The sequence below is a fragment of the Brachybacterium sp. AOP25-B2-12 genome, from assembly GCF_052378625.1.
Lineage (GTDB): Bacteria > Actinomycetota > Actinomycetes > Actinomycetales > Dermabacteraceae > Brachybacterium.
The window spans coordinates 156,294-180,552 of record NZ_JBQSXW010000006.1; the positions used below are offsets into that span (position 1 = coordinate 156,294).

At 71.4% G+C, this 24,259-nt stretch carries 22 protein-coding genes; 12 read left to right on the forward strand and 10 right to left on the reverse strand.

Translation table 11 applies throughout. The annotated features are described in order from the left end of the window. Positions 1-5: 5 nt before the first annotated feature. From ACT3TZ_RS06640 to ACT3TZ_RS06655, 4 genes are all read right to left on the reverse strand, one after another. Positions 6-860: a carbohydrate ABC transporter permease gene (locus ACT3TZ_RS06640; protein ID WP_444582612.1), complete on the reverse strand. Its 855-nt coding sequence runs from the start codon at positions 858-860 to the stop codon at positions 6-8. Continuing rightward, on the reverse strand, positions 847-1,656 hold the full coding sequence (locus ACT3TZ_RS06645; RefSeq protein ID WP_444582613.1) for a carbohydrate ABC transporter permease: 810 nt from the start codon (positions 1,654-1,656) through the stop codon (positions 847-849). Before ACT3TZ_RS06645 ends, ACT3TZ_RS06640 begins: the two co-directional genes overlap by 14 nt. Positions 1,657-1,929: 273 nt before the next feature. Further along, positions 1,930-2,985 (reverse strand): hypothetical protein, encoded by a 1,056-nt coding sequence (locus ACT3TZ_RS06650; protein ID WP_444582614.1) that lies wholly within the window; start codon positions 2,983-2,985, stop codon positions 1,930-1,932. A 25-nt stretch (positions 2,986-3,010) separates the two neighbouring features. Then, entirely contained in the window at positions 3,011-3,619 is a 609-nt protein-coding gene (locus ACT3TZ_RS06655; RefSeq protein WP_444582615.1) for a class I SAM-dependent DNA methyltransferase, read from the reverse strand. A gap of 172 nt (positions 3,620-3,791) precedes the next feature. Here ACT3TZ_RS06655 and ACT3TZ_RS06660 point away from each other — a divergent pair, with 172 nt between their 5' ends. Then, positions 3,792-4,700, forward strand: a complete 909-nt coding sequence (locus ACT3TZ_RS06660) for an alpha/beta fold hydrolase (protein ID WP_444582616.1) — start codon at positions 3,792-3,794, stop codon at positions 4,698-4,700. Between the two features lie 22 nt (positions 4,701-4,722). Beyond that, the gene (locus tag ACT3TZ_RS06665; RefSeq protein WP_444582617.1) at positions 4,723-5,262 is read left to right on the forward strand and encodes a TetR/AcrR family transcriptional regulator; all 540 of its coding nucleotides are present in this window, start codon (positions 4,723-4,725) and stop codon (positions 5,260-5,262) included. Positions 5,263-5,468: 206 nt separating this feature from the next. Here the strand turns inward: ACT3TZ_RS06665 and ACT3TZ_RS06670 are convergent, their stop codons facing one another. The 3 genes from ACT3TZ_RS06670 to ACT3TZ_RS06680 are packed head-to-tail and all read right to left on the reverse strand — an operon-like array spanning position 5,469 to position 8,528. Then, positions 5,469-6,446 (reverse strand): arsenic resistance protein, encoded by a 978-nt coding sequence (locus ACT3TZ_RS06670; RefSeq protein ID WP_444582618.1) that lies wholly within the window; start codon positions 6,444-6,446, stop codon positions 5,469-5,471. A 14-nt stretch (positions 6,447-6,460) separates the two neighbouring features. Beyond that, positions 6,461-6,805, reverse strand: a complete 345-nt coding sequence (locus ACT3TZ_RS06675) for a hypothetical protein (RefSeq protein ID WP_444582619.1) — start codon at positions 6,803-6,805, stop codon at positions 6,461-6,463. Positions 6,806-6,830: 25 nt separating this feature from the next. Next, positions 6,831-8,528: a sodium:solute symporter family protein gene (locus ACT3TZ_RS06680; RefSeq protein WP_444582637.1), complete on the reverse strand. Its 1,698-nt coding sequence runs from the start codon at positions 8,526-8,528 to the stop codon at positions 6,831-6,833. Between the two features lie 373 nt (positions 8,529-8,901). On the opposite strand from ACT3TZ_RS06680, the gene ACT3TZ_RS06685 reads away from it, so the two are divergent. Together ACT3TZ_RS06685 and ACT3TZ_RS06690 are read left to right on the forward strand one after the other, a co-directional pair. Next, positions 8,902-11,337 (forward strand): carbon starvation CstA family protein, encoded by a 2,436-nt coding sequence (locus ACT3TZ_RS06685; RefSeq protein WP_444582620.1) that lies wholly within the window; start codon positions 8,902-8,904, stop codon positions 11,335-11,337. 193 nt (positions 11,338-11,530) lie between these two features. Continuing rightward, entirely contained in the window at positions 11,531-11,725 is a 195-nt protein-coding gene (locus ACT3TZ_RS06690) for a YbdD/YjiX family protein (RefSeq protein ID WP_444582621.1), read from the forward strand. A 557-nt stretch (positions 11,726-12,282) separates the two neighbouring features. Here the strand turns inward: ACT3TZ_RS06690 and ACT3TZ_RS06695 are convergent. Next, complete coding sequence (locus ACT3TZ_RS06695; protein ID WP_444582622.1) at positions 12,283-13,521, reverse strand: hypothetical protein; 1,239 nt, start codon at positions 13,519-13,521, stop codon at positions 12,283-12,285. Between the two features lie 167 nt (positions 13,522-13,688). Further along, positions 13,689-15,179, reverse strand: coding sequence for a S10 family peptidase (locus ACT3TZ_RS06700; RefSeq protein WP_444582623.1), 1,491 nt, complete (start codon positions 15,177-15,179; stop codon positions 13,689-13,691). 152 nt (positions 15,180-15,331) lie between these two features. Here ACT3TZ_RS06700 and ACT3TZ_RS06705 point away from each other — a divergent pair, with 152 nt between their 5' ends. The 5 genes from ACT3TZ_RS06705 (at position 15,332) to ACT3TZ_RS06725 (ending at position 20,441) form a co-directional block, all read left to right on the forward strand. Continuing rightward, complete coding sequence (locus ACT3TZ_RS06705; RefSeq protein ID WP_444582624.1) at positions 15,332-15,871, forward strand: VOC family protein; 540 nt, start codon at positions 15,332-15,334, stop codon at positions 15,869-15,871. A 145-nt stretch (positions 15,872-16,016) separates the two neighbouring features. Further along, a complete protein-coding gene (locus tag ACT3TZ_RS06710; RefSeq protein WP_444582625.1) occupies positions 16,017-17,165 on the forward strand; it encodes a serpin family protein in 1,149 nt (382 codons plus the stop codon). Positions 17,166-17,248: 83 nt separating this feature from the next. Next, positions 17,249-18,616: an extracellular solute-binding protein gene (locus ACT3TZ_RS06715; RefSeq protein ID WP_444582626.1), complete on the forward strand. Its 1,368-nt coding sequence runs from the start codon at positions 17,249-17,251 to the stop codon at positions 18,614-18,616. After that, on the forward strand, positions 18,616-19,497 hold the full coding sequence (locus tag ACT3TZ_RS06720; protein WP_444582627.1) for a carbohydrate ABC transporter permease: 882 nt from the start codon (positions 18,616-18,618) through the stop codon (positions 19,495-19,497). The genes ACT3TZ_RS06715 and ACT3TZ_RS06720 overlap by 1 nt, the downstream gene beginning before the upstream one ends. Next, positions 19,494-20,441, forward strand: a complete 948-nt coding sequence (locus ACT3TZ_RS06725; RefSeq protein WP_444582628.1) for a carbohydrate ABC transporter permease — start codon at positions 19,494-19,496, stop codon at positions 20,439-20,441. The genes ACT3TZ_RS06720 and ACT3TZ_RS06725 overlap by 4 nt, the downstream gene beginning before the upstream one ends. A gap of 118 nt (positions 20,442-20,559) precedes the next feature. On the opposite strand, the gene ACT3TZ_RS06730 is transcribed toward ACT3TZ_RS06725, so the two are convergent. After that, on the reverse strand, positions 20,560-21,018 hold the full coding sequence (locus ACT3TZ_RS06730) for a phosphoribosyltransferase family protein (protein ID WP_444582629.1): 459 nt from the start codon (positions 21,016-21,018) through the stop codon (positions 20,560-20,562). Positions 21,019-21,667: 649 nt separating this feature from the next. Here ACT3TZ_RS06730 and ACT3TZ_RS06735 point away from each other — a divergent pair. The 3 genes from ACT3TZ_RS06735 to ACT3TZ_RS06745 all read left to right on the forward strand — a co-directional run bounded on the left by ACT3TZ_RS06735 (position 21,668) and on the right by ACT3TZ_RS06745 (position 24,185). After that, positions 21,668-22,195, forward strand: coding sequence for a Dps family protein (locus ACT3TZ_RS06735; protein WP_444582630.1), 528 nt, complete (start codon positions 21,668-21,670; stop codon positions 22,193-22,195). 114 nt (positions 22,196-22,309) lie between these two features. Next, positions 22,310-23,107 (forward strand): SDR family NAD(P)-dependent oxidoreductase, encoded by a 798-nt coding sequence (locus ACT3TZ_RS06740; protein WP_444582631.1) that lies wholly within the window; start codon positions 22,310-22,312, stop codon positions 23,105-23,107. 184 nt (positions 23,108-23,291) lie between these two features. Next, on the forward strand, positions 23,292-24,185 hold the full coding sequence (locus ACT3TZ_RS06745) for an SDR family oxidoreductase (RefSeq protein ID WP_444582632.1): 894 nt from the start codon (positions 23,292-23,294) through the stop codon (positions 24,183-24,185). Positions 24,186-24,259: the final 74 nt, after the last annotated feature.

Here is a 24,259-nt window from a genome sequence, read left to right on the forward strand (position 1 = left end):
CGGGATCAGTTGTAGCCGCGGATCGCGAGGGATCCGACGATCTGGCGCTGGAAGACGAGGTAGAGCGCGACGAGGGGGAGGATCGAGAGGGTGGTGGCCGCGGTGACGAGGGTCCAGTCGTTGTTGAACTGCGTCTGGAGGTTCGCGGTGGCGACGGTCAGGACCTGCAGGCGCCCGTTGCCGCCGATCATGAGAGGCCACAGGAACGAGTTCCAGTGGCTGACAGCGGTCACGATCGCGAGCGTGAGGATGATCGGGCGGGAGATCGGCACGACGATCGACCACAGCGTGCGGAGGTGGCCCGCGCCGTCGAGATGAGCGGCGTGCAGGAGGTCCGCCGGGATGCTGAGGAAGTGCTGTCGCAGCAGGAACACGGCGTACGGCGAGATCAGCAGGAAGGGCAGGACCAGACCTGCGAAGGTGGCGCGGAGGCCCGCGGCCGTGAGCATGATGTAGAGCGGGACCATCGTGACGACACCGGGGATCATCATCGTGGCCAGCGTGAGGGCGAACAGGGCGTTGCGTCCGGGGAAGCGCAACCGCGCGAAGGCGTAGGCGGCCAGCACCGACGAGGTCACCTGGACCACGATGATCGTCGCGACCATCACGGCCGTGATGACGATCGACTGCAGGAAGTCGCCCCGTCCGAGGAGCTCGCGGTAGTTGTCGAGAGTGACCGGGTCGGGCAGGGCGACCGAGCCGGCGCGGGCGAACTGGCCGCGGGAGGTCAGGGAGACGACGACGCTCAGGCCGATGGGCACGAGGACGGCGAGGGCCCCGAGGGTCAGCAGGGTGTAGCCGCCGAGGCGCGCCCAGGGTCCGGGGCGGTAGACGGGGCGTTCGGTGTCACGCGAGCTCATGCGTGGTCCTCCTGCCCAGGATCCGGTGCTGCAGGAGCGTCACGCCGCCGATCAGGAGGAACAGCACGAGCGAGGCGGCGGCTGCGCTGCCGAACTCGAAGGAGCCGAACGCCGAGTAGTAGATGCGGCCGACGACCAGGTCCGCGGCGCGCTCGGGGCCCCCGTTGGGTGCGAGCGCGTAGGCGGTGTCGAACGTCTGGAACGCCCCGATCGACCCCGTGATGAGCACGAAGTAGGTGGTGGGTCGCACGAGCGGCACGGTGATCGCCACGAACCGGCGCAGCGGTGAGGCCCCGTCGATCTCCGCGGCCTCGAAGGTCTCCCGGGGGATCGCCGAGATCCCTGCCGCGTAGAACAGCGCGACGTACCCGACGTTCGACCACACGGTGACCAGGACGACGATCCACAGGATGAGCGAGGGATCGTCCAGCCAGGTGATCCGGTGGCCCAGGAGGGAGGCGACGACGCCGTTGCCGGGGGCCAGCACCCAGCGCCAGACGACGCCGATCGCCAGCGGCGCGCACACCCACGGCAGGAGCAGCACCAGGCGGAACGCCGAGGTGCCCGGCAGGCGCCAGGAGAGCACGGCGCCCAGGACGAGTCCGAGGACGGTCTGCACCGGGATGGCGACGACGACGAACAGCGCGGTCACGCCGAGGGAGCGCACGAAGCGTCCGTCGCCGAGGACGGCCCCGAAGTTGTCGAGTCCGACGAAGCGTGCGGGGGAGATGAGGTCCCACGACTGGGTGCTGAGCCAGAGGACCACGAGGATCGGCAGGAGCAGGAACACGAGCATCCCCAGCAGCGCGGGGGCCAGCAGCGATTAGGCCGCGAGGACCTCCTGCGTCCTGCGGGTGCTGCGAGTCCGCAGGTGCGATGTGGTCATGGCGCGTGACGTTAGTCAGCCAGAGGCCAAGGACTGCTTTCATGTAGCAGTAGGTGAACTTGGGTGGCGCCGGGGCCGGGTGCTCGGCGGCACCGTCGAGGGCGGGCACCGGGGCAGGGCGCTGGCCAGCCCGCACGCGGTCCGGCGCCGGGCGGCGGCGTCACACGACAGGGTGTGCGCTGGTCACGCAGGCCGCCATGGCCCCAGGTCGTCAGGGCCCGTCACCCACCGCCGGGACCGCGCCTCGTCCGTCGTGACCGCCCGGAACCAGACGATCCCGTCGGGAGTCCATCCCGCCATCACGCTCGCGCGCCCGCCGCCGAGGTCGAGGGCGCGACCCGCGCTCGTGAGATATCCGCGCACGGTCACGTGGATCCCGTCGATCTCGGCTGCCGCGGCCTCCCAGTCGGGCTGGACCCAGCGGGCACGGGTTCCGGTGGCGGCATCCCAGAGTCGGTGCCGCGCCGCGTGGACGTCCAGCGGGAACCGGCGGCACAGCTCGATCCACGCCTCGGGTCCGTCGATCTCGAACGGCTCCGCGCCGGGGGCCGCCTGCGCCGGGGTGCAGCGCGCCGCGGTCCAGCCGTGCCCGTCCTCGACGAGCGAGAGGCCGGGGATCGTGCCGTCCGACGTGGTCCGCGAGGTGGCGGGCAGGGCATCGGGAGGGGTCGACCACCAGGTCCCCGAGCGCTCCACGGCATCGCGACGACCCGCACGGAGGATCTGGGCGATGGTGCGCGGTGGCGCCGGGGGCACGGGCGCGCGGTCCGTCTCGAAGGTGATCACCACGGGATGGTCATCGGCCGTCACGGGCTGTTCCCACCAGGGCGGCAGGTGGGGCAGGGCGTGCCCGGCCACGTGGATCAGCGCCGTGTGCATCGCGGGGTGCGCGGCCAGGACGTCCTCGCTGTCCGGGGGCTCCCAGGACATCGCGTGCTCGACGGATTCGGCGAGCGCGAGCAGGAGGTCCTCGGCGGTCGGGGTCGCCAGGGGCGTGCGGGCGAGCAGCTCCGCGAATGATGCGGCCGATGGCGCGGCGTCGCCACCGCTGCCGCGCTCCCGAGCGCTCGGGTCCGCGAGGGGTCGCGTGTACCGGACGCGTCGCGCGTCGTCCGTGCTGGTCAGCGTGCCGAACAGCGCCCGCCGCAGGGTGTCGGAGGGCTCGCAGCGCAGGGCGAGTTCGAGCAGCAGGCGACGGCCTCGGGGTCCGATCAGAAGGTCCTGCACGGTGATCGCCATGGCATCCAGCGTAGGGGGGGCGCGGTCAGGATCGTCGATGCGCGGTGATCGCGGCATGGGGCCGGTACCCGGGTCCCGTCCGCCGATGCGTCTCCTCGACCTCGAGGCCGACGGCGTCGAGGAGGCGCGCCAGATGGTCGACGGGCCAGGTGTGGGCGGTGACCACGGCGTGGTCGAACGCCCGGACCCCGGTGTCGCCGGGCCCGTCGAAGAATCCCAGCAGCAGGGACCCTCCCGGCCGCAGGGCCGTGGCCAGGGCCGTCAGCGCACCGGGAATCGTCTCCGGGGCGAGGTGGATCAGCGAGTACCAGGCCAGGATCCCTCCCCAGCTCCCCGGAGCTCCCGGCGGCTCGGCGAGATCGGCGACCTCGAACCGCACGCCGGGATGGGCGGCTCGGGCGATCTCGACCATGCGCGTCGAGCGGTCGATGCCGGTCACGGCGAGGCCCCGCCGTTGCAGGTGGCCGCTCCAGTGGCCCGGCCCGCAGCCGGCATCGAGCACGGGGCCGGTGATGCGTGCGCTCCAGGCCTCGGCGAGCGTGCGGTCGGCGGGGTGGACGCCCTCCATCGTGCCGAACAGGTCCGCGTACTCGGCCGATCGGCGGTCGTAGGCATCGGGCACCGGGTCGGTCATCGCGTCACCGTAGCGGGTTGCGCACGGCACGGGCCGGCGCGCGTGGCCGTCGTGCCTCGCCGGGGCCGGTCGGCATCGTCCTGCGTCGCCCAGCCACGGTGCCTTCGAGATGCCGCCGTGCCCCCGGGCTCGGGCCTGGACACCGAAAGCTAATCCAGTTAGCCTCGGGGCTATGACACCTCAGGAACTCGCCATCGGCGGGGGCACCCTCGCCGTCGACATCGCGGGGACCGGCCCCCTCGTCGTCTGCTCGCCGGCCATGGGCGACGAACGCTCGGCCTTCGCGCCGCTGGCGGAGCGCCTCGTCGCCGCCGGGTTCCGGGTCGCCACGGTCGACCTCCGCGGCCACGGGGACAGCTCCGCCGCCTGCGACGCGTACGGCGACGAGCCCACCGCCGAGGACCTGATCGCCGTGATCGAGTGGGCAGGCGGCGGCTCCGCGATCCTCGCGGGCGCGTCGATGTCGGCGGCCGCGGCGGTCATCGCCGCCTCGCGCAGGCCCGACCTCGTCACAGGTCTCGTGCTCCTGGGCCCCTTCCTCCGCGGCGGGGGCGGGGCGCTCGCCGCGATCATGCAGGCCCTGCTGCTGCGCCCCTGGGGTCCCGCGATCTGGAGGCTGTACTCGCGCCGGCTCTGGCCGGGGCTCGGGGCCGATGCCGCGCGCGAGCGTGCCGCGGCGCTGACCCGCCGTGCGACGCGCCCCGGCCGCTGGCGGGCGTTCCGGGCCACGGTCGCAGGCGCCGATCACCGCGTCGTCGAGCCCTGGATCATCGGGGTCCTCGCACCCGTGCTCGTCGTCATGGGAGAGGCAGACCCGGACTGGAAGGACCCGGCCGCCGAGGCGGCGTGGGTGGCCTCGCGCTTCGCCGACAGCGCGGTCGTGCACGTGCCCGAAGCGGGTCACGCCCCGATGCTCGAACGCCCCGACCTCGTCGCCGAGCCCGTCATCGCCTTCGCCCGCCGCCTCACCGCGCCGGCCGACGAGGCCGGCGGGACCATCGAGGCCGGCGGCGCCCCGGAGATCCCCGACGCCATCGAGGCCGCCGAAGCACCGGGAACCCCCGAGGCCACCGATGCCTAGGGCCGGGGTCACGCCGAAGAGGGTGCTCGAGGTCGCCGTCGGCATCGTCGAGCAGGACGGAGCGGCGGCCCTGACCCTCACCGGGGTCGCCGCGGCGCTGGGCATCGCGACGCCGAGCCTCTACAAGCACGTCGGCGGCCTCGAGGAGCTCCGCGCCCGGGTCGCTGTCGTCGCCGCACAGCGCCTGGCCGACGAGATCGGCACGGCCGTCCAAGGGCTCGCGGGTGCCGATGCGCTGCGCGCCCTCGCACGGGCCTATCGCGGCTTCGCCCATCACAGCCCCGGCCTGTACCCGCTGACCCAGGAGGCGCAGTCGACCACCGGCGAGGAGTACCGCGTGCAGGCCGGGCGTGCCCTGGACGTGGTCGCCGCCGCGCTCTCGGGCTACGGCATCCCGGCGGCGTCTCGGATCGACGCGATCCGTCTGGCCCGGTCCACGCTCCACGGCTTCGTGGACCTCGAGCTGCGCGACGGCTTCGGGATGGTCGAGCCCGTGGACCGCAGCTTCGACGTGCTGATGACCGCGCTCGATGCGGCGTTGAGGGAGTTGGGGAAGGACTGAGGGAACTCACCGTCCACTACGGTCCTGGCCCCCTGGACACCATGGCCTCGACCCCAGACCCGTTCGGAGAGCACCCCTGCACCCGCTGGTCCGCGGACGTCCGGTACTCCGGCGTGGTGGCCCACCGCGACGACGTCGTGGAGGTGCGGCACCGGATCGATCACGATCCCCGCCAGCAGCTCCTGACGCATGCGCCCCTCGCGCCGTCAGCGGTGTGCGCCGCGCTCCTCAGGCGCGAGCACCGGCGCCACCCGCACGAGCACCACCATCGCCACGAGCTCGACGAGCGTCTGGGTCACCACCGCCAGCGGCGCGATCGCGAGCGAGGCCGGCAGCGCCAGGGCCAGCGGCAGCACCACCAGGGAGTTGCGGGTCGCGGCGGAGAACATGACCGCCCGCGTCGAGGGCACGTCCAGCCGGGCCGCCCGCGCGCCGAGCAGTCCGATCACGACGGCCATCACCACGAACGCGACGTAGAGCGGCACCAGCACGGCCAGCGACCGCAGCTGCGCCCCCACCGCCGCGATCTGGGACCCGACCACCGTCGCGAGCGTCGTCATCATGAGCGGCACCATGGCCTGGGCCATGATGCGCTCGATCGTCGCCCCGACCCGATGCTTGCGCGCGATCGCCTGCACGGCCCCTGCCGCGAGCAGCGGGACCACGATCAGCAGCACGAAGGCCTCGGCGAACGGCGCGACGTCGATGACCGACAGCACCTCCGGCCCCACGAACGCGAGGAGGTACACCGGCAGCAGCAGGCTCTGCACGAGCATCAGCAGGGGCGCGGCGGCCAGCAGACGGGCCCGCGCGCCCCCGGCGAGCCCCGTGAACACGATGACGTAGTCGATGCACGGCGTCAGCAGCACCAGCAGCACGCCCAGGAGCAGGCCCTGGTCGTCGGCGACGAAGCGCGACAGGCCCCACGCGACCAGCGGCAGCGCGACGAAGTTCGCCACCAGCACCGTGCCCAGGAACCGCAGATCGCGGAACGCCCGACCCACCTCGATGAGCGGAACGCCCAGGAACGTCGCGAACAGCAGCAGCATGAGCACCGGCTCGATGGCGTGCTCGAGCGCGGGTGCCGCCTGCGGTGCGACGAGGCCCACGCCGGCGCCGAGCGCGATCGCCGCGAGGTAGAGGGGGATCTGGTGGGCGTCCCACCAGGCGGGGGCTCCCGTCATCGGCCGGAGTCCTCTCAGTCGACCGGGGAGATGTCCTTCTCCGTCTCGGCCCCGGGCTCGTTCTCCTGCACGAGGATCCGGATCGGGGCGACCCTGGCCCACACGACGAACAGCACCGCGACGACGATCATCGGGATGCCCGTCCAGAGGTTGGCGTTGAGGCCGTCGGTCTTCGCGGACTCCACGGGCGTGAAGTCGATGAGGCCCGCGAGCGTGAGGATGATGCCGAACAGCCCAAGCAGGCTGCCGATGAAGATCCGGATGTCGAAGGCCCCGGCCGTCTCGACGTGCGAGGGCTCGTGGCCGGCTCCGGTGGTGTCGGCCGTGCCGGTCGTGTCGATGTTCTTGTCGGCGCTCATGGTCTGCTCCTTGGTCCCTGTGCGCTCACGCGAAGAGGATGTTGAGGATGATGACGAGGCCGAGCGCGAACAGCGCCATCGGCACCGGGCGCCGATAGATCGCGAGGCCCTTCTCATCCGGGTCCACGAGGTCGGCCCGAGGGGTCTCGGAGTACACGAGACCCTTGAGCTGGTACGCGGGCTTGGGCTCGGTGACGAAGGTGACGACCACCGAGACCACGATGTCCACCACGAACGCGGTGGCCGCGGCGAGGAAGGCGAGCCCCTGCCCCGGCAGCGTGAACGCGCCCAGGAACGTCGAGGCCGACCACAGCACGATCGCCGAGAGCGTGCCGGAGACGAGCCCGACCCACCCGGCCGTCGCCGTCATCCGCTTCCAGAACATGCCGAGGATGAACGTCGCGAACAGCGGGGCGTTGAAGAACCCGAACAGCGTCTGCAGGTAGTCCATGAGGTTGGAGAACTGCCCGGCGATCAGGGCGGTGAAGATCGCGACCACGCATGCCACGGCGGTCGCGATCCGACCCACGAGCGTGTAGATGTGATCGGGCGCGTCCTTCTTCACGTACTGCTGGAACAGGTCGTAGCTGACCACCGTGTTGAACGCCGAGATGTTCGCGGCCATGCCGGCCATGAACGCCGCGAGCAGGCCCGCGATCGCCAGGCCCAGCAGGCCGTTGGGCAGCACCTCGCGCATGAGCAGCAGCAGGGCGTCGTTGTAGGAGATGCCCATGGCCCCGGCCGCCGCGGTGTCACCCGCGTAGGAGAGCTCCTTGAACTCCTTCATGTCGCTGACCAGCACCGCGGCGATCATGCCGGGGATGATGACGATGAAGGGGATGAACATCTTGGGGAAGGCGCCGATGATCGGCGTCATCCGGGCCGAGGTGATGTCCTTGGACGCCATCGCCCGCTGGACCTCGACGAAGTTGGTGGTCCAGTAGCCGAAGGACAGCACGAAGCCCAGACCGAAGACGATGCCGACGACCGACAGGATCGGGTTGGAGAACCCGGAGAGCTGCTCGCCGGGCCACGTGTGCAGCTGCTCAGCGCCGAGCATCCCGTCGTTCGTGATCTTCTCCTTCAGGCCGCCCCAGCCGCCCACGCGGTGCAGGCCGATGAGCGTCAGCGGCAGCAGCGCCGCGACGATCACGAAGAACTGCAGCACCTCGTTGTAGATCGCGGCGGAGAGCCCGCCGACCGTGATGTAGAAGAGCACGAAGGCCGCGGCGAGCACCAGGCCCACCCACAGCGGCCAGCCCAGGAGGCGGTTGACGATCGTGGCCAGCAGGAACAGGTTCACGCCCGCGATGAGCAGCTGCGCCGCCGCGAAGGACAGCGAGTTCACCAGATGGGCACCCGTGCCGAAGCGCATCCGCATGAACTCCGGGACCGATCGCACCTTCGAGCCGTAGTAGAACGGCATCATCACGACGCCGAGGAACAGCATCGCGGGGATCGCGCCGACCCAGAAGTAGTGCATGGTCGGGAAGCCGTACTGGGCACCCGTGGCGGACATGCCCATGATCTCGACGGCGCCGAGGTTCGCGGAGATGAACGCGAGGCCGGTGACCCAGGCGGGCAGCGAGCGGCCGGACAGGAAGAACTCGATGGAGTTGGAGACACCGCGCTTGGCGAACCACCCCACACCGAGGACGAAGACGAAGTACAGGGCGACGATCAGGTAGTCGATCCACTGTGCGTCGAGTCTGACGGAAACCATCATCGGCTCCTCTGGGGAATGGGGGAGGAGTCCGGCGCCTTCGCACGGCGTCGGGCGAGCTCGGGTGGGTGGCCCGGGCGCAGGTGACGCTACCACCGGGGCGGCGCGAGGGGCAGGGGTGTGGACGGGCGGGACGCGTGGAGGGGGCTCCGGGTGACGATGCGCCGGACGTGGCGGCGGTGGCGCACGCGGGGGCGCCGGGATCGCGACGGTGGCCCCTTCGGGCGCTCCGGGATGGGGGTGGGACGAGGGGGTGGGAGCGGTCTCGGGGTATGGCCCCGGCTCCGCCCGATCGACGTGTAATGTCACGACGACGGCGCCACCCACGCCGATCCCTCGGACGCCCCCCGCGTCCGGCCCCACCCTCAGACCGATGACGCTCTGGAGCCTCCTCATGCCCCCCTCCCCGCACGATCCATCGAGCGACCCCGCCGAGCTCAGGTCCGGTGCTGCCGACGATGTGACCCGCCACGACTCCGAGCTCACGGGCGCCGCCGAGGGTGCTCGCGCCGGCTCCGACTCCGCGGACGCCGGAGCGCGCACGACCTCCCGCGACGCCGCGGGCACCGCCACCACCACCGCCGTCGTCGAGGACGAGCCGCCCCCCGCCGTCACCCCGCGCACGCCGCGCTGGACCCCCGCGAAGATCGCCCTGTGGGCCGCGATCGCGCTCGCCGGCGGGGTGGGCTGGTTCTTCGTGGCCCTCGCACGCGGCGAGACCGTCAACGGCATCTGGTTCGTCTTCGCCGCGGTCAGCACCTACCTGATCGGCTACCGCTTCTACTCCAAGTTCATCGAGCGCCGCCTCGTGCGCCCCGACGACACCCGCGCGACACCCGCCGAGTACGCCGCCGACGGCAAGGACTTCGCGCCGACGGACCGGCGCATCCTCTTCGGCCACCACTTCGCCGCGATCGCCGGCGCAGGCCCCCTCGTCGGCCCCGTGCTCGCCGCGCAGATGGGCTACCTGCCCGGGACCATCTGGATCATCGTCGGCGTGATCCTCGCCGGCGCCGTCCAGGACTTCCTGGTGCTCGTGATCTCGACCCGGCGCCGCGGAAGGTCGCTCGGCAAGATGGCTCGTGACGAGCTCGGCCTGATCGGCGGGATCGCCGCATTCATCGCGACCCTGACGATCATGCTCATCATCATCGCGATCCTCGCGATGGTCGTCGTCAACGCCCTCGGTGAGAGCGCCTGGGGCGTCTACAGCGTGGGCCTGACCATCCCCATCGCCGTGTTCATGGGCATCTACCTGCGGTACCTGCGCCCCGGCAAGGTGTTCGAGGTGTCCGTGATCGGCGTCGTCCTGCTGATGTTCGCGATCGTCAGCGGCCGCTGGGTCTCCGAGTCCGACTGGGGCCAGTCGGTGTTCCACCTCGATCGTCCCGTGCTGGCGATCATCATCGTGATCTACGGCTTCCTCGCCGCGGTGCTGCCCGTGTGGGTGCTGCTGGCGCCTCGCGACTACCTCTCGACGTTCATGAAGATCGGCACGATCGTCATGCTCGCGGCCGCGATCATCCTGGTCCAGCCCGTCATCACCTCGCCCGCCGTCTCCGAGTTCGCCTCGCGGGACGACGGCCCGGTGTTCACCGGCGCGCTGTTCCCCTTCCTCTTCGTCACCATTGCCTGCGGGGCCCTGTCCGGGTTCCACGCGATGATCGGCTCGGGCACCACGCCCAAGCTGGTCGAGAAGGAATCGCAGATGCGCATGATCGGCTACGGCGGCATGCTCATGGAGTCCTTCGTGGCGATCATGGCGCTGGTCGCGGCGGTGTCGATCGATCGCGGCATCTACTTCGCGATGAACTCCGCGGCCACCGCCACCGGCGGCACCCCCCAGGGCGCCGCGGACTTCGTGAACTCCCTGGGCCTGACCGGCGTGCAGGTCGACGCCGCGACCATCGAGCAGACCGCCAAGGACGTCGGCGAGGAGTCGATCGTCTCGCGCACCGGCGGCGCCCCCACCCTCGCCGTGGGCCTCGCCGCGATCATGCACAAGGTCGTCGGCGGCGCCGGGATGATGGCGTTCTGGTACCACTTCGCGATCATGTTCGAGGCGCTGTTCATCCTGACCAGCGTCGATGCCGGCACCCGGGTGGCCCGCTTCATGATGGCCGACCTCCTGGGCGGCCTCCACAAGCGCTTCCGAGACCCCTCGTGGCGGATCGGCGCCTGGCTGACCACCGGCCTGATGGTCGCCGGCTGGGGATCGATCCTGCTCATGGGCGTCATGGATCCGCTGGGCGGCATCAACACGCTGTTCCCGCTGTTCGGCATCGCCAACCAGCTGCTCGCGGCGATCGCGCTCGCGATCTGCCTGGTGGTGTTCGCCTGCAAGGGACGTCGCTGGTCGTTGCTGATCATCGTGGCGCCGCTGCTGTTCACGGCGGTCGTCACCATCACCGGGTCCTTCCAGAAGATCTTCTCCTCCAACCCCAAGATCGGCTACTGGGCCAACCACATGGCCTACAAGGACGCCCTCGCGGCGGGCAAGACCGAGCTGGGCCTGGCCAAGAGCGTCGAGGACATGCAGGCCGTCGTCTTCAACACCTTCGTCCAGGGGTCGCTGTCGATCCTGTTCGTGACCTGCGCGATCATCGTGATGGTGGTGTCGCTGTGGCGCACCGTCCAGGCGCTGCGCGGGGTGAACCTCCAGGACACCGAGGAGCCGCGCCACGAGTCCCACCTGTTCGCGCCGGCGGGCATGGTCGCGACGGCGGACGAGAAGGCGCTCGGTGCGCGGTGGAAGACCTATCTGGCCGCGCATCCGGAGAAGGACCTCACGCGGGGCGGGCATCACTGAGATGGTCGGGATGCGCGGGGTGACGGAGGCGCCGGGCGGGTCCGACAGGTCCCGTCGGACGGGTGCGACGGATGTGCTCGTGCCTCCCCACCCGGTGAATGCGCTCGTGCAGACGGCTCCGGTGGATGACCTCGTGCATTCGGATCCGGAGGTCCGGGAAAGGGCTGTCGCGCAGGGGAGGATCCTGAGCTCGGTGCCGAACGCGCTCGTCGCCGCCGCGCTCGAGGTCAGACGCTTCGCCCGCGGGATCCTCGGATCGGACGCCTACGACGTCTACCTGGCCCATCACCGGCGCACCGGATGCGGCGGAGCACCGCTGACCGAGAAGCAGTTCTGGCGCGCGAAGTACGCCGCACAGGACGCCAGCCCCGAGGGACGGTGCTGCTGAGCGGTGGAGTGGGGCCGCAGGGATCGGGCGGTCGATCTGAGCTCCTTTGATGGCGGAGGCGCCGGCCCGGGGCGCCCCTGTACACGAACCGGCGTCCTGTGAGGTCGGGCCCGCACCGGTGACGAGGTGTCGGCACCTGACGCCGGTCCGTGTACACCCCCGTTGGGGCACGCCGCTTCTCGTCGGATCCGGTGGTGCCAAGGTGACCGGTCCCTACCTCAGGACGACGGTGGAGCCGGGGCCATCGCCGACGTCAGGCCGGCAGTGCCGCAACGACCAGCTCCGAAGGCGGGCCGATTGCGCCCTCGCGACCAGCACGACCGTCGGGCCGGCGCGCTGTCGTCCCGTCGCCGCCGTCGGGCCGACTGCACCCCCGCGACCAGCAGCACCCTTGGTTCGACGCCGCCATGACGACGCGCGCCATCAGACGAGCAGCCTCTCCGCGCTCGGCACCGCCGTGGGGTCGACCCCGCCATGACGATGCATGCCATCAGACCAGCAGCGCCACCGCGCTGGGCACCACCGTGAGGTCGCCGCCGCCACGGCCACCCTCGCCATCAGGCCAGCAGCGCCACCACGACCAGCGCCGCCGTCCACCCCAGCGGGGCCACGGATGCGGGTTCGCCGGTGCCGAGCACCTTCTCCGGCAACGATCCGTCCGAGGTGCGGTGGTCCGCGAGCCAGGTGAGGAGGGCCGCGGCGCCGTGGGCGTCGCCGAGATGGGCGCGGGCCTGGGCGAACATCGCCGTCTGCGGGGTCCAGGTGACGCCGTCCCGCCGCCACAGGGCACCGGGCGCGACACCCCCTGCGGGTCGGGCCATCGCGAGCTGGGCGGCGTCGAGCTCCGCGGCGACCGCCGGATCGATCTCGAGGGCGTACGGCGGGAGCAGGAACATCAGGCCGGCGTCGGCTGCTGCCCGTCCCGCGTACCTGCCGTATCCGGTGGGCCCGAAGGCGTGGGCGATCCCTGCGCGCACCGCGGCGGCGCGCTCACGGGCCTCGTCTGCCGCGTCGTCGTCACCCAGCTCGGCGAGGATCCGTGCGCCTCGTGCGAGGCCCACCTCGACGAGCGCGCAGGTGGCGATCGTCGGTCGGACCTCGGGGACCTCCCAGTAGTCCGGGGATGCCGGGGGCAGGGCATCGCCGCCGAGCGTGAGGTCCAGGAGCAGCGAGACCGCGCGCCGGGCGGCATCGACCACGACGGCGTCGGCCACCAGGTCCGGGGCGCTCGTCCGCACCTCGTCGAGCGCCCACAGGAACCAGCCCGTCCCGTCGAGCTGGCGCGGCCGGCCGTCGGGCACCTCGGCGCCGGCCGGGGAGTACCGGGCCTCGAACCAGCCATCCGCACCGGCGAGCACCGCGAGCTCGTGGACCATGCCCGCCGCGTGGTCCCCGCGACCCAGCCGCTGCCAGGCGACGGCGACGTGCGCGGTGTCCCGAGGCCACACCAGCCGCCAGCCCTCGGACCACGAGGCGACGGGGGCGGGCAGTCCCGCACCGAGCACGTGCAGATCGAGGGTCGCGCCGCGCAGCAGGTCCCGATGGGGCGTGGAGAGCCCCGCGGCGTCCGAGGCGGCGTCGGCGAGGGCGATCACCGCGGCCTCGTCGGCGGCGAGGCGTTCACCGTGGGTCGCGGCGTGCAGGATCCGCGTACCGGGCACGACCTGCGACGCCGCGTCGCGGGCGATGGCCACCTGGGCACCGGGCGCACGCAGGGCGACCGTCGAGGAGAAGAGGGAGATGAGGGCCCACCGCTCCTGGGCCACGGCACCACCCAGCCCCAGGGCACCCAGCACGGCGCCGCCCGCCGCGAGAACCCGTCGCCGCGCGGGCTGCGGAACGGGGTCAGGATCGAGGCCGGGATCGTCGGCAGGGGCGCCTGACGTGGCTCCGCCCGCGGCTCCCCGCCGGGCCCCGTCGTCCGTGTGCCTGCCGTCCGGTCCCATCGGCTCCCGCGGTTCCGTCAGACCTGCCGGACGAACTCGCCCAGGTGCTCGGCGAGCGCGATGCGGGAGGGCTCGTGGCAGTACATCATGTGTCCGGCCTCGTAGTACGCGATCCGGATCCGCTGCTCGTAGTCCTCGCGGGGGATCGCGAGGTGGGCCAGCACGTGCTCGGAGGCGTGGAACGGCGTCGCGGCGTCGTGATACCCGTGGGCGACGAAGACGCGCAGGCCAGGGACCTTGCGCAGGGTCCGCGCGAGATCGGTCCCGACCTCCACGCTGCGGCCCTCGAACTCCTTGTACGACCAGGGGTGCACGCGTCCGGACATGATCTCGTAGACCACGTCGCTGGAGTGCCCCAGCTCGTGACGCAGGTAGTGGTTGATCGAGGCGGTGTATGCGGGGGCCAGCGCGTCGATCGACGGGTCGGTCTCCATCCGCTCGGCGTTGGCGTCGCCCGCGGGTGCCGAGAAGCGGCCGTCGATGCGGCCGGTCACGCGACGCTCGTCGCGCAGCAGCTGGGCCAGGAACGCGAGGTGCTCGGGGCGCAGGTCCGCGCGGTCCACCCAGGCCGGGTCCACGCCGATCAAGGTGCCGATGCGCTCGGCGGCCTCGCGGCGTTCGTCCTCGCCGAGCCGCAGCCCCTGGGCCAGCAGGTGGGGGTACTCCTCCTCGGCGAAGGCCTCGGCCTCGTCGACCACCTGCTCGAGGCTGCGGCCGGGGTGCTTGCCGTGCGCGTGGGCGATGGCCGCGTAGGTGGGCAGGTAATGGACGTACGGGCGGTCGTTGCCGTCGTCGAACCGGATCGTCCCGAAGTCCAGGACGGGGGAGATGAGCGCGATGCCGTTGACGGCCACGTAATAGCGGTCCATGAGGCGGGCGGCGATGGCGGCGCCACGTGTGGTGCCGTAGGACTCGCCGGCGAGGTACTTGGGGGAGTGCCAGCGGTCGTGGCGGGTGAGCCAGTCGACGATGAAGCTCGCGATGAGGTCGCGATCTGCGGTGAAGCCGTGCAGGCGGTCGGGCTTGGCGCCGGGCGCGGGCCGCGAATGCCCGGTGGTCATGGCGTCGAGGCACACGAGGTCCGCGTCGCGCAGGATCGTCTCGAGGTTGTCGACGGTCGCGTACGGCGGGGCGGTGAGGTCGCCGACGTCTCCCGAGACGGCGCGGCGCGGGCCGAGCAGCCCCATGTGCAACCACACCGTCGAGGCTCCGGGACCGCCGTTGAAGGCGAAGACGACGGGACGCTCGGGGGCGTCGTCCGGGGAGTCGACGAGGTAGCTGACGGCGAAGACCTCGGCGTATGGGGTGGCGCGCGCGTACTCGTCACCGGCGGGCTCCTCGGACAGGACGTGCGTGCCGGTCGTCGCGGTGTACCGCAGGGTCGTGCCGTCGCCGAGCGTGAGCGAGTGTGCCGTGACCGTGAGGTGGTCACGGGGCGGCTCGGCGCGCGCGGAGTCCTGGGCGGTGCTGTCGGAGGGACGGGCGGCGGTGCGGGCGTCGTCGGACATGGCCACGATCGTACGGGGCGCACGTCCCCTCCACAGAGGGCGCTGTGGGAAGGTGCGACGGAGTGGTCCTCGGGCCGTCGAGGCCCATTCCGCTCGTCGGCCCTGCGGTATAGCGTCGTGGATGTCGTCCCCACCTCGAGCGAGGAGTTCCCATGACCAGCAACGCTCTGCCCCGCGGCATCCAGCACATCGGCGTGACCGTTCCGGATCTCGACGCCGCGACGCGGTTCTTCGTCGACGGCCTGGGGGCCAAGATCGCCTACGACGGCCTGACGGAGAAGGACCCGGCACGCGAGGGAGCGGAGGTCGAGCACCAGCTGGGACTGCCGTCCGGCGCCGCGATCCATCGACAGCGGATGATCGTGATCGGCGAGGGTCCGAGCCTCGAGGTGTTCGAGATCAGCGGCCCGCAGCGGGAGGCCGCGGGCCTGGCCGACATCGGCCTCAACCACATCGCCCTGTACTGCGACGACCTCCCCGGCTCGCTCGAGCGGCTGGTGGCGGCCGGAGGAACCGCACTCTCGGAGATCCACGGCAACAGCCGCCACGAGGACTCGCCGGGCAACGGCAGCGTCTACGTCAAGGCACCGTGGGGCATGCTCATCGAGCTGCAGACCATCCCCGCCGGCCACTACTACGGCGACGACTCCCAGGCCGAGGTGTGGATGCCCTCGCCCCGCGAGCAGGGCTGAGGGGACGTCGTGGTCACCGACGCCCCGGCTCCGCGCACCGGGGCGCCCGGGCTGTCCGCTCCCCGCCGAAGGCCTGCCCGACGAGGTCCGCGCCGAGGTCCCGCGCGAGAAGCCCCCGTCGGCGGACGGTCTGGCCAAGACGTTCGTGCCCTTCGCCGCCCGGCTCCTGGCGCGACTCGGCGGCGAGGAGCTGAACCTCTGCTGCTCACCGGCATCGGCACAGATCGCCCTGACGATGGCGGCTCTCGGATCGGACGGCGCGACACGAGCCCAGTTCGAGGAGGTGTTCGGCGCTCCGGTCGAGGATCTCGCGCGCGGTGCCAACGGACTCGATGCCGCCCTGGCGGCCGTGGGCCGCGACGTCGACGCCGAGAAGGACGACCCGGATCCCCCGCACGCCGCCTGGGTGCACGACGCCTGGGTGCACGACGCCCTGAAGCTGGCGGACCCCTACCTCGCGGACCTCTCCCGCCATCTCGATCAGGGGGTGGCCGCCGTCGACTTCACCGACGACCGGGCACGCCGCCGTGCCCGGTCCCGCATCAACGACTGGGTCTCGGATCGCACCGGCGGCCTCATCGAGGACCTCGTCCCCGAGTCCGCCCTCTCTCCGGCCACCCGGCTCGTGCTGGTCAACGCCCTGCACCTGCGCGCGGCCTGGAGCGATGAGCTCGACACCGACGGCTCGGAGACCCCGTTCGTCCGTGAGGACGGCACGTCCGTCCCCGTGCGGCTCATGCGCGGCGCCGCGAGCGGCTGGTACGAGGACGACCTCTGCAGGGCGACGTCGCTGACCACCTTCGGCGGGGACCTGCTGCTCGTCGTCGCCCAGCCCACCGGCTCCCTGGACGAGCTCCGTACGGGCTGGGCCGAACGGGCGGAGGACCCGTCGGCAGGACTCAGCGCCCTGCTCACCGCGGTGATCGACCCTGCCACCGGAGGGCGGACCCGGCTGGCGCTGCCTCCGTTCGGGATCTCGTCGACCCTGTCCCTGCGGGAGGCGGCCGAACAGCTCGGGATCGTCGACGCCTTCACCGATGCCGCCGACTTCACCGGGATCACCCGCACCGAGCCCCTGGCCATCTCCGAGATCCTGCACAAGGCGACCATCACGGTCGACGACGAGGGCATGGAGGCCGCCGCGGCCACGGCCGTCATGATGGGTGCCACCTCGGCACCGGGGTCGCCGGAGGTCCTCGAGCTCGACCGCCCCTTCGCGTACCTCGTCGTCGAGCGCGAGGGCGGGACCCCCCTGGTCGTCGGCCATGTCGGAGATCCCTCCCCAGACGCCTGATTCCCCGCGATCGCGGCGGCGCCCCCCATCACGCCCCCGCGAGTGATAGCCTCGGAGCACTCGATGACGAGAAGGAGCGGCTGATGTCCTCGGTCCGACCCCCGGCGGTCCGCACTCCCGCGTTCAGTCGTCGCACGGCCCTCGCGGGCGGCGCGACGGCGGCCGCGGCCACCCTCACGGGCTGCAGCGCCCTCGGCGCCCGCAGTGCCAACGACGGCCCCACCATCCCGGCCAGCGACGGGAAGGTCACGCTCACCTACTGGGCCTGGCTCAAGGATCTCCAGAAGGTCTGCGACGTCTACAACCGGACCCAGGACCGGATCCACGTCGATGCCGTGTGGATCCCCGGCGGCGACAGCGGCGGCTATGCCAAGGAGCTCTCGGCGGTCGCCGCGGGCGGCGGTCCCGACATCGCCCAGATCGAGCTGCGCGCCATCCCGGACTTCGCGATCGCCGGCGCCCTCGTGGACCTCTCCCGCTACGGGGCCGACGACAAGGAGTCGTTGTACGCCCCGTCGGCCTGGGCGCTCGGCAAGATCGGTGACCAGGTGCTCGGCATTCCCCAGGACACGGGCCCCGGCGTGCACTTCTACAACAGGGAGCTGCTCGAGGAGATCGGCGCGCAGCCTCCCGCCACCTGGGCGGAGTACCGCGACCTCGCCGCGGCGGTCAAGGACTCCGGCCCGAACCGCACCATCAGCACCCTGAACCCCGCCGACGGCTCCTTCATCACCTTCGTCATGCCCCAGGCCGGCGCCGTCTGGTTCCGCCCCCAGGAGGGCGGCTGGCTGGTGAACCTCACCGATGACGCGAGCCTCACGGTCGCCGAGTACTGGGATTCGATGATGTCCGAGGGCCTGGTCTCGACCGCCTACGGCGCCTTCTCCGCCCCGTGGTACGCCGCCGCCGGGGCCGGGAACATCCTGGGCAACGTCACGGGCTCCTGGGGAGACGCCCTCATCGAGGGCAGCATCGCCAGCGGATCCGGGACATGGGCGGTCGCGGACATGCCGCGCTGGCCCGACGAGGGCTATGGCTCGGGCATGCTGGGCGGGTCCTCGGCCGCCGTCATGGCCAACTCCCAGCACCCGGTCGAATCCCTCGAGTTCCTGACCTGGATGACCACCGACCCCGCCGGGATCGACGCGATGATCCAGTTCAGCGGCATCGGCTGGTCGCCGGTCAAGGACTACATCGGCGCTCAGCGAGAGAAGCCCAGCGAGTACTTCAGCGGCCAGAACTACAACGTCGACGTCGTCCAGCCCATGTCCGAGCAGCAGAACCTCGAATGGACCTGGCCGCCCGTCACCCAGCGCCTGCAGAATCTCCTGGCCGACCGCCTGCGCACCAGCGCAACGGGCGGGACCAAGCTGGCCGACGCGCTCCCGGACCTCCAGAAAGAGGTCATCTCGATCATGCGGGACATCGGTCTCGACGTGGAGGAGGGCTGATGTCCAAGAAGACCGCTCCGTGGGTGCTGATGGCCCCGTTCCTCATCCTGTTCGTCGCCACCTTCGTGGTGCCGATCATCATCGCGATCCAGCAGAGCTTTCTGAAGGTCACGCGCCGCGGCCTGCTCGGCGAGGACGGCGTGAGCACCTCCTTCGCCGGGCTCGACAACTACGTGACCGCGCTGAGCAACCCCAACTTCATCGCCTCGATCGGGCGGATGCTGCTGTTCGGCGTGGTGCAGGTGACGGTCATGATCGTCGCCTCGATCGTCCTGGCGCTGCTGCTCGAGAGCGCCTCGGCCCGCTGGCCGTGGCTGTTCCGGACCGCGTACTTCCTGCCGTACGGCATCCCCGGCGTGATCGCCACGATCCTGTGGTCGTTCCTGTACATCCCGGGGCTCTCGCCCATCGTGGACCTGCTGGGGCTCGTGGGCCTGAACATCGACTTCCTGGGCCCGAACATGGTGCTGTGGTCGATCGCCAACATCGTGACCTGGACCTACACCGGCTACAACATGCTCATCATCATCGCCCAGCTCAAGGCGATCCCCGGTGACGTGTACGAGGCGGCGCGGATCGACGGTGCCGGGCCGCTGCGGATCGCGCGGTCGATCCAGCTGCCGCTGATCCGGCCCGCCGTGGTGCTGACCGTGATCTTCTCGATCATCGGCACGCTGCAGCTGTTCGCGGAGCCGCAGGTCCTCGCGACCGTGTCGCCGGGCATCGACAAGGAGTACACGCCCAACCTGTCCGCGTACACCTACGCGTTCCTCTACAACGACATCGGGGTGGCCTCGGCCATGGCCGTGATCATCGCCCTGGCGGCGTTCATCCTGTCGGCCATCGCCCTGAGCCTGTCCAACCGAGGAGGCCGGCGATGAACGCCCCCACCCACCGCGCGGCGGACGTCGCGACCGCCCCCGCGAAGGCTCAGCGTGCCGCCGCTCCGGCGAAGGCCCGCCACGGCGCCAACCGGGGAGCGGGCGTCAAGCCCACCACCACGATCATCGTCACCGCGGTGCTGGCGATCGTGGCGGTGTACTTCCTGGTCCCGCTGTACTGGGTGGTCATCAACGCCACCAAGTCCTCGGACGCCCTGTTCGACACCAACGGGTTCTGGTTCGGCCCGAGCTTCGAGCTGTGGAACAACATCGAGCAGGTGTTCACCGCCAACGGCGGCGTGTTCATCCGCTGGGCCGGGAACTCCCTCCTGTACGCCGGCGTGGGCGGACTTCTCGCGACCTACTTCGCCGCCGCCGCGGGCTACGCGCTGGCCAAGTACAGGTTCCGCGGGCAGAACGCGGTGTTCGCCTTCGTGCTGGGCGGGGTGCTCGTGCCGGGCACCGCGACGGCCCTCCCGCTGTTCTTCGTGTTCAGCGCGATCGGCTTGACCAACACGGTCTGGTCGGTGCTGATCCCCTCGCTGGTCTCCCCGTTCGGCATGTTCCTGGCCCGGATCTACGCTGGTGCCGCGATCCCCGACGAGCTCATCGAGGCCGGCCGCATGGACGGCGCGGGAGAGCTGCGGATCTTCCACACGATCGGTCTGCGACAGCTGACGCCGGCCCTGGTGACGATCTTCCTGTTCCAGTTCGTCGCGATCTGGAACAACTACTTCCTGCCGCTGATCATGCTGGCCGATGACAAGCTCTACCCGATCACGCTGGGCCTGACCACGTGGAGGGCGCAGACCGACCGGCTGCCGGAGTTCAACGAGCTGACCATCACCGGCGCGCTCGTGAGCGTGATCCCGCTGGTCATCCTGATCCTCGTGCTGCAGCGGTTCTGGCGGGGCGGCCTGACGGAGGGGTCGGTCAAGGGCTGAGAGCCGAAGGCTGCGTGCTGCGTACTGCGGGCCAGGGCCGTCGCGGGCCGGAGGCTGAAGGCTCGGGCCGTCGCGGGCTGGCAGCTGCGGGCTCGGACCGCCGGCTGCGCGGTCCGGATCAGGGCAGGTCCTCGCCTCGGACGATCGACGAGATCGGGGGCAGGGCGGCCCGGGTCGCCGGCGAGGTCTCATCGACGATCACGACGACTCCCACCAGCTCCGCCCCGGCCGTGCCGATGAGGTCCCGGGCCAGAGACACCTGGCTGCCGGTCTCGATCCAGTCGTCGACGATCACCACGCGCGCCCCCGGGACCAGGTGATCGGTGCGCAGCGCGAGCTCGCGACGTCGGCTTCGGTAGTCCGGCTCCGAGGCGCCGCGCGACGTCGGACCGGGGAACATGGCATCGCCCGAGCGCAGCGGCGAGAAGCCGACGCCCAGGCCCAGGGCGACCATGGGGGCGAGCACCAGGCCACGAGCCTCGATGCCCATCACCAGGTCGGGCGCGCACCGGGCCGCGAGGCGCGTGAGCTCTGCGGCGATGGCCGGGAGGGAGACGGGTCCCGCAGCATGCTCCACGTGTCCGCGTCCCCGTCGATCCACGCGAAGTGCTCGAGCACGAGCGTCGCGGCGTCGGGTGGAGCGGGGGCGGGCGCCGCAGGATCGGTCCGTGCAGACTCGTGCGGGGATGGGGCCATGTCGTCACGGTAGCGGGGCCGAGCGTCGCCGGAGGCCGCGGTCGGCCGTGCGAGGGGTTTCGCGGTCGAGGGACGTCGGGCGGCGGCGTTCTGGTCGTCGGGGCATGCATCAACCTGACTGTGAGCGCCCGAGCCCCTCGAAATCGGAGGGCTCGAGCGCTGGGAGTCAGGTTGTTGCACGCCTCGTGACCCGAGACGCGTACCCCGCGCCGTCGCGCTGCATTCTGTGGCCGTCACCCAGCCCCCGGGTGGCTTCCTCGACACCCTGCCGCCCAGGCCCAGGCCCGGGCCCCGACCCTGCCGCCCAGGCCCGGGCCCCGACCCTGCCGCCCAGGCCCGGGCCCCGACTGTGCCGCCCATGCCCCGCCCCGACGACCGTTCCCTCCGCCACACGCGCCCGACCGAGCGGTCCCCCCGCAGGCCACGCGCCCTTTCGCGAGCGCGACTGGGGCTTTCCTGGATGAATCCTCAGACACCGTGCCTAGCGTCGAAGCCGTTCAGCCACACGACCCATAGTGAGGAGACACATCATGACTGAGACCGTCACCGTTCCTGCCCCCGCAGGACCCACCCGCACCCGCCCCGAGAACGCCGAGGGCGGCTTCCTCGCCTCGGACGCGCTCTCGAAGAACCTGCAGCGCGTCCTCGTGGACCTGATCGCCCTCCACCTGGTGGGCAAGCAGGCGCACTGGAACATCGTGGGACCCAACTTCCGAGACCTCCACCTGAACCTCGACGAGGTGGTGGACATCGCCCGGGACAGCTCGGACACCATCGCCGAGCGCATGCGCGCCCTGCACGCCACCCCGGATGGCCGACCCGCGGTCGTCGCCGAGCAGACCTCGCTCCCCGAGCTGCCGCAGGGCGAGGTGCTGACCACCGACGCCGTGGACCTCGTGACCTCGGCGATCGAGGCGACGGTCCGCACAGTCCGCGACGTGCACGACGAGGTCGACGAGGCGGATCCGACCACCGCGGACCTGTTGCACGACGTGATCGGCAAGCTCGAGCAGCAGGCCTGGTTCATCAGCGCGGAGAACCGCACCCCGGCCTCCTGACGACGTGCTCCGCACGCCGGTTCGCCGCCCGACCGAGCGACGCACCGTTGCACCGCACACCCCGGCGATGCCGTCCGGCCTCGCCGTACCGCACCACCTCGAGGAGCGACAGACATGGACCTGGGCATCACCGGCAAGACCGCACTGATCACCGGCGCCGATTCCGGCATCGGCTGGGAGACCGCACGACAGCTGCTCGACGAGGGCGCCACGGTGTTCCTCAGCGACAAGGACGGGGACTCGGTCGCCGAGGCCGCCGCCCGCCTCGACCACCAGGACCGGGTGCACCACGCACCGGCCGACGTCACGAGCGTCGACTCGATCGCCGCGCTGCACCGCACCGTGCAGGAGGCGGTCGGCGAGATCGACATCCTCGTGCACAGCGCAGGTGTCACCGGCGCCCAGGGGCTGTTCCACGAGATCGACGACAAGGGCTGGGTCGACACCCTCGAGATCGACCTGCTCGGCGCCGTGCGCGTGACTCGTGAGTTCCTCGCGGATCTGCGCTCCGGCGGCTGGGGCCGCCTGGTCTACCTGACCTCGGAGGATGCCGTCCAGCCCTACGACGACGAGCTGCCCTACTGCGCCGCCAAGGCCGGCGTGCTGGCGCTGTCCAAGGGCCTGTCGCGCTCGTACGCCGGCGAAGGTCTGCTGGTCAATGCCGTCTCCCCGGCGTTCATCCACACCCCGATGACGGACGCGATGATGACGCGTCGCGCCGAGCAGCTGGGCGTGGGCTTCGACGAGGCCATCGAGTCGTTCCTGGGCGAGGAGCGCCCGTACATGGAGCTCGGTCGCCGCGGTGAGCCGGAGGAGGTCGCGTCGGTCATCACGTTCCTGTGCTCGGACCGCGCCTCGTTCGTCAACGGCTCGAACTACCGCGTCGACTCGGGTTCGGTCGCGACGATCTGATCCGATGCGGGCCGGCATACCCAGACCTGAGCCGCCTGGCGGCGATCGACCCGCGAGGGCTCGGCTGACCGACCGCACGCGGTCCCCGAAGCCCCGGCCCGCCACCTCGCGCGACCGAGACCGACCCCTGAGACACCCCAGACCATTCCCCTGCACCAGCCACCCACCACCCCCGGAGGCACCCATGACCGATCAGTACACCCTCGCCGACCCCACCACCATGTACGCCGACATCGAGACCACCGCCCAGCAGCAGCCGGGCTCCGGGCTCGACGCCGAGCTCGACAACCGCGCCGACCTCGGCGAGACGACCTACCGCGGCAGCGGCCGCCTCGCCGGACGCAAGGCCCTCATCACAGGCGGCGACTCCGGGATCGGCGGCGCGACCGCGATCGCCTTCGCCCGCGAGGGCGCCGACGTCGCGATCTCCTACCTGCCCGAGGAGCAGCGCGATGCCGACCACATCGCCGGGCTCATCGAGGAAGCGGGCCGCAAGGCCGTGCTCCTGCCCGGTGATCTCGAGGACCGCGACTACGTGACCCAGCTGGTGACCGACGCGCACGAGCAGCTGGGCGGCCTCGACATCCTCGTCAGCAACGGCGGCAAGCAGCAGTTCACCGAGGAGCTCACCGACCTGTCCGACGAGCAGTTCGACGCGACCTTCCGCACCAACGTCGACGCCCTGTTCTGGATCACCAAGGCCGCGCTCCCGCTGCTGGCGCCCGGCGCGAGCATCATCGCGACGTCCTCGATCCAGGCCTACCAGCCCTCGCCGACGCTCCTGGACTACGCGAGCACCAAGGCCGCGCTCAACACCTACGCCAAGGGGCTCGCCGAGCAGCTCGCGCCGCAGGGGATCCGCGTCAACGTCGTGGCCCCGGGGCCGATCTGGACGCCGTTGCAGACCGCGGGCGGCCAGCCGCCCGAGGCACTGCCGGAGTTCGGCGAGGACACGGGCCTGGGCCGTCCGGGCCAGCCGGCCGAGCTCGCCCCGGCGTACGTCTTCCTGGCCTCCCAGGAGTCGAGCTACGTCGTGGGTTCGACGCTGCACGTCAACGGCGGGATGCCGACGCCGTGACCCTCGCCTGACAGGTCTCCCCGGAACGCCCCCGGGCCGGTGCCTTCGCCCGCGTCCAGGACCGCGACGAGGAC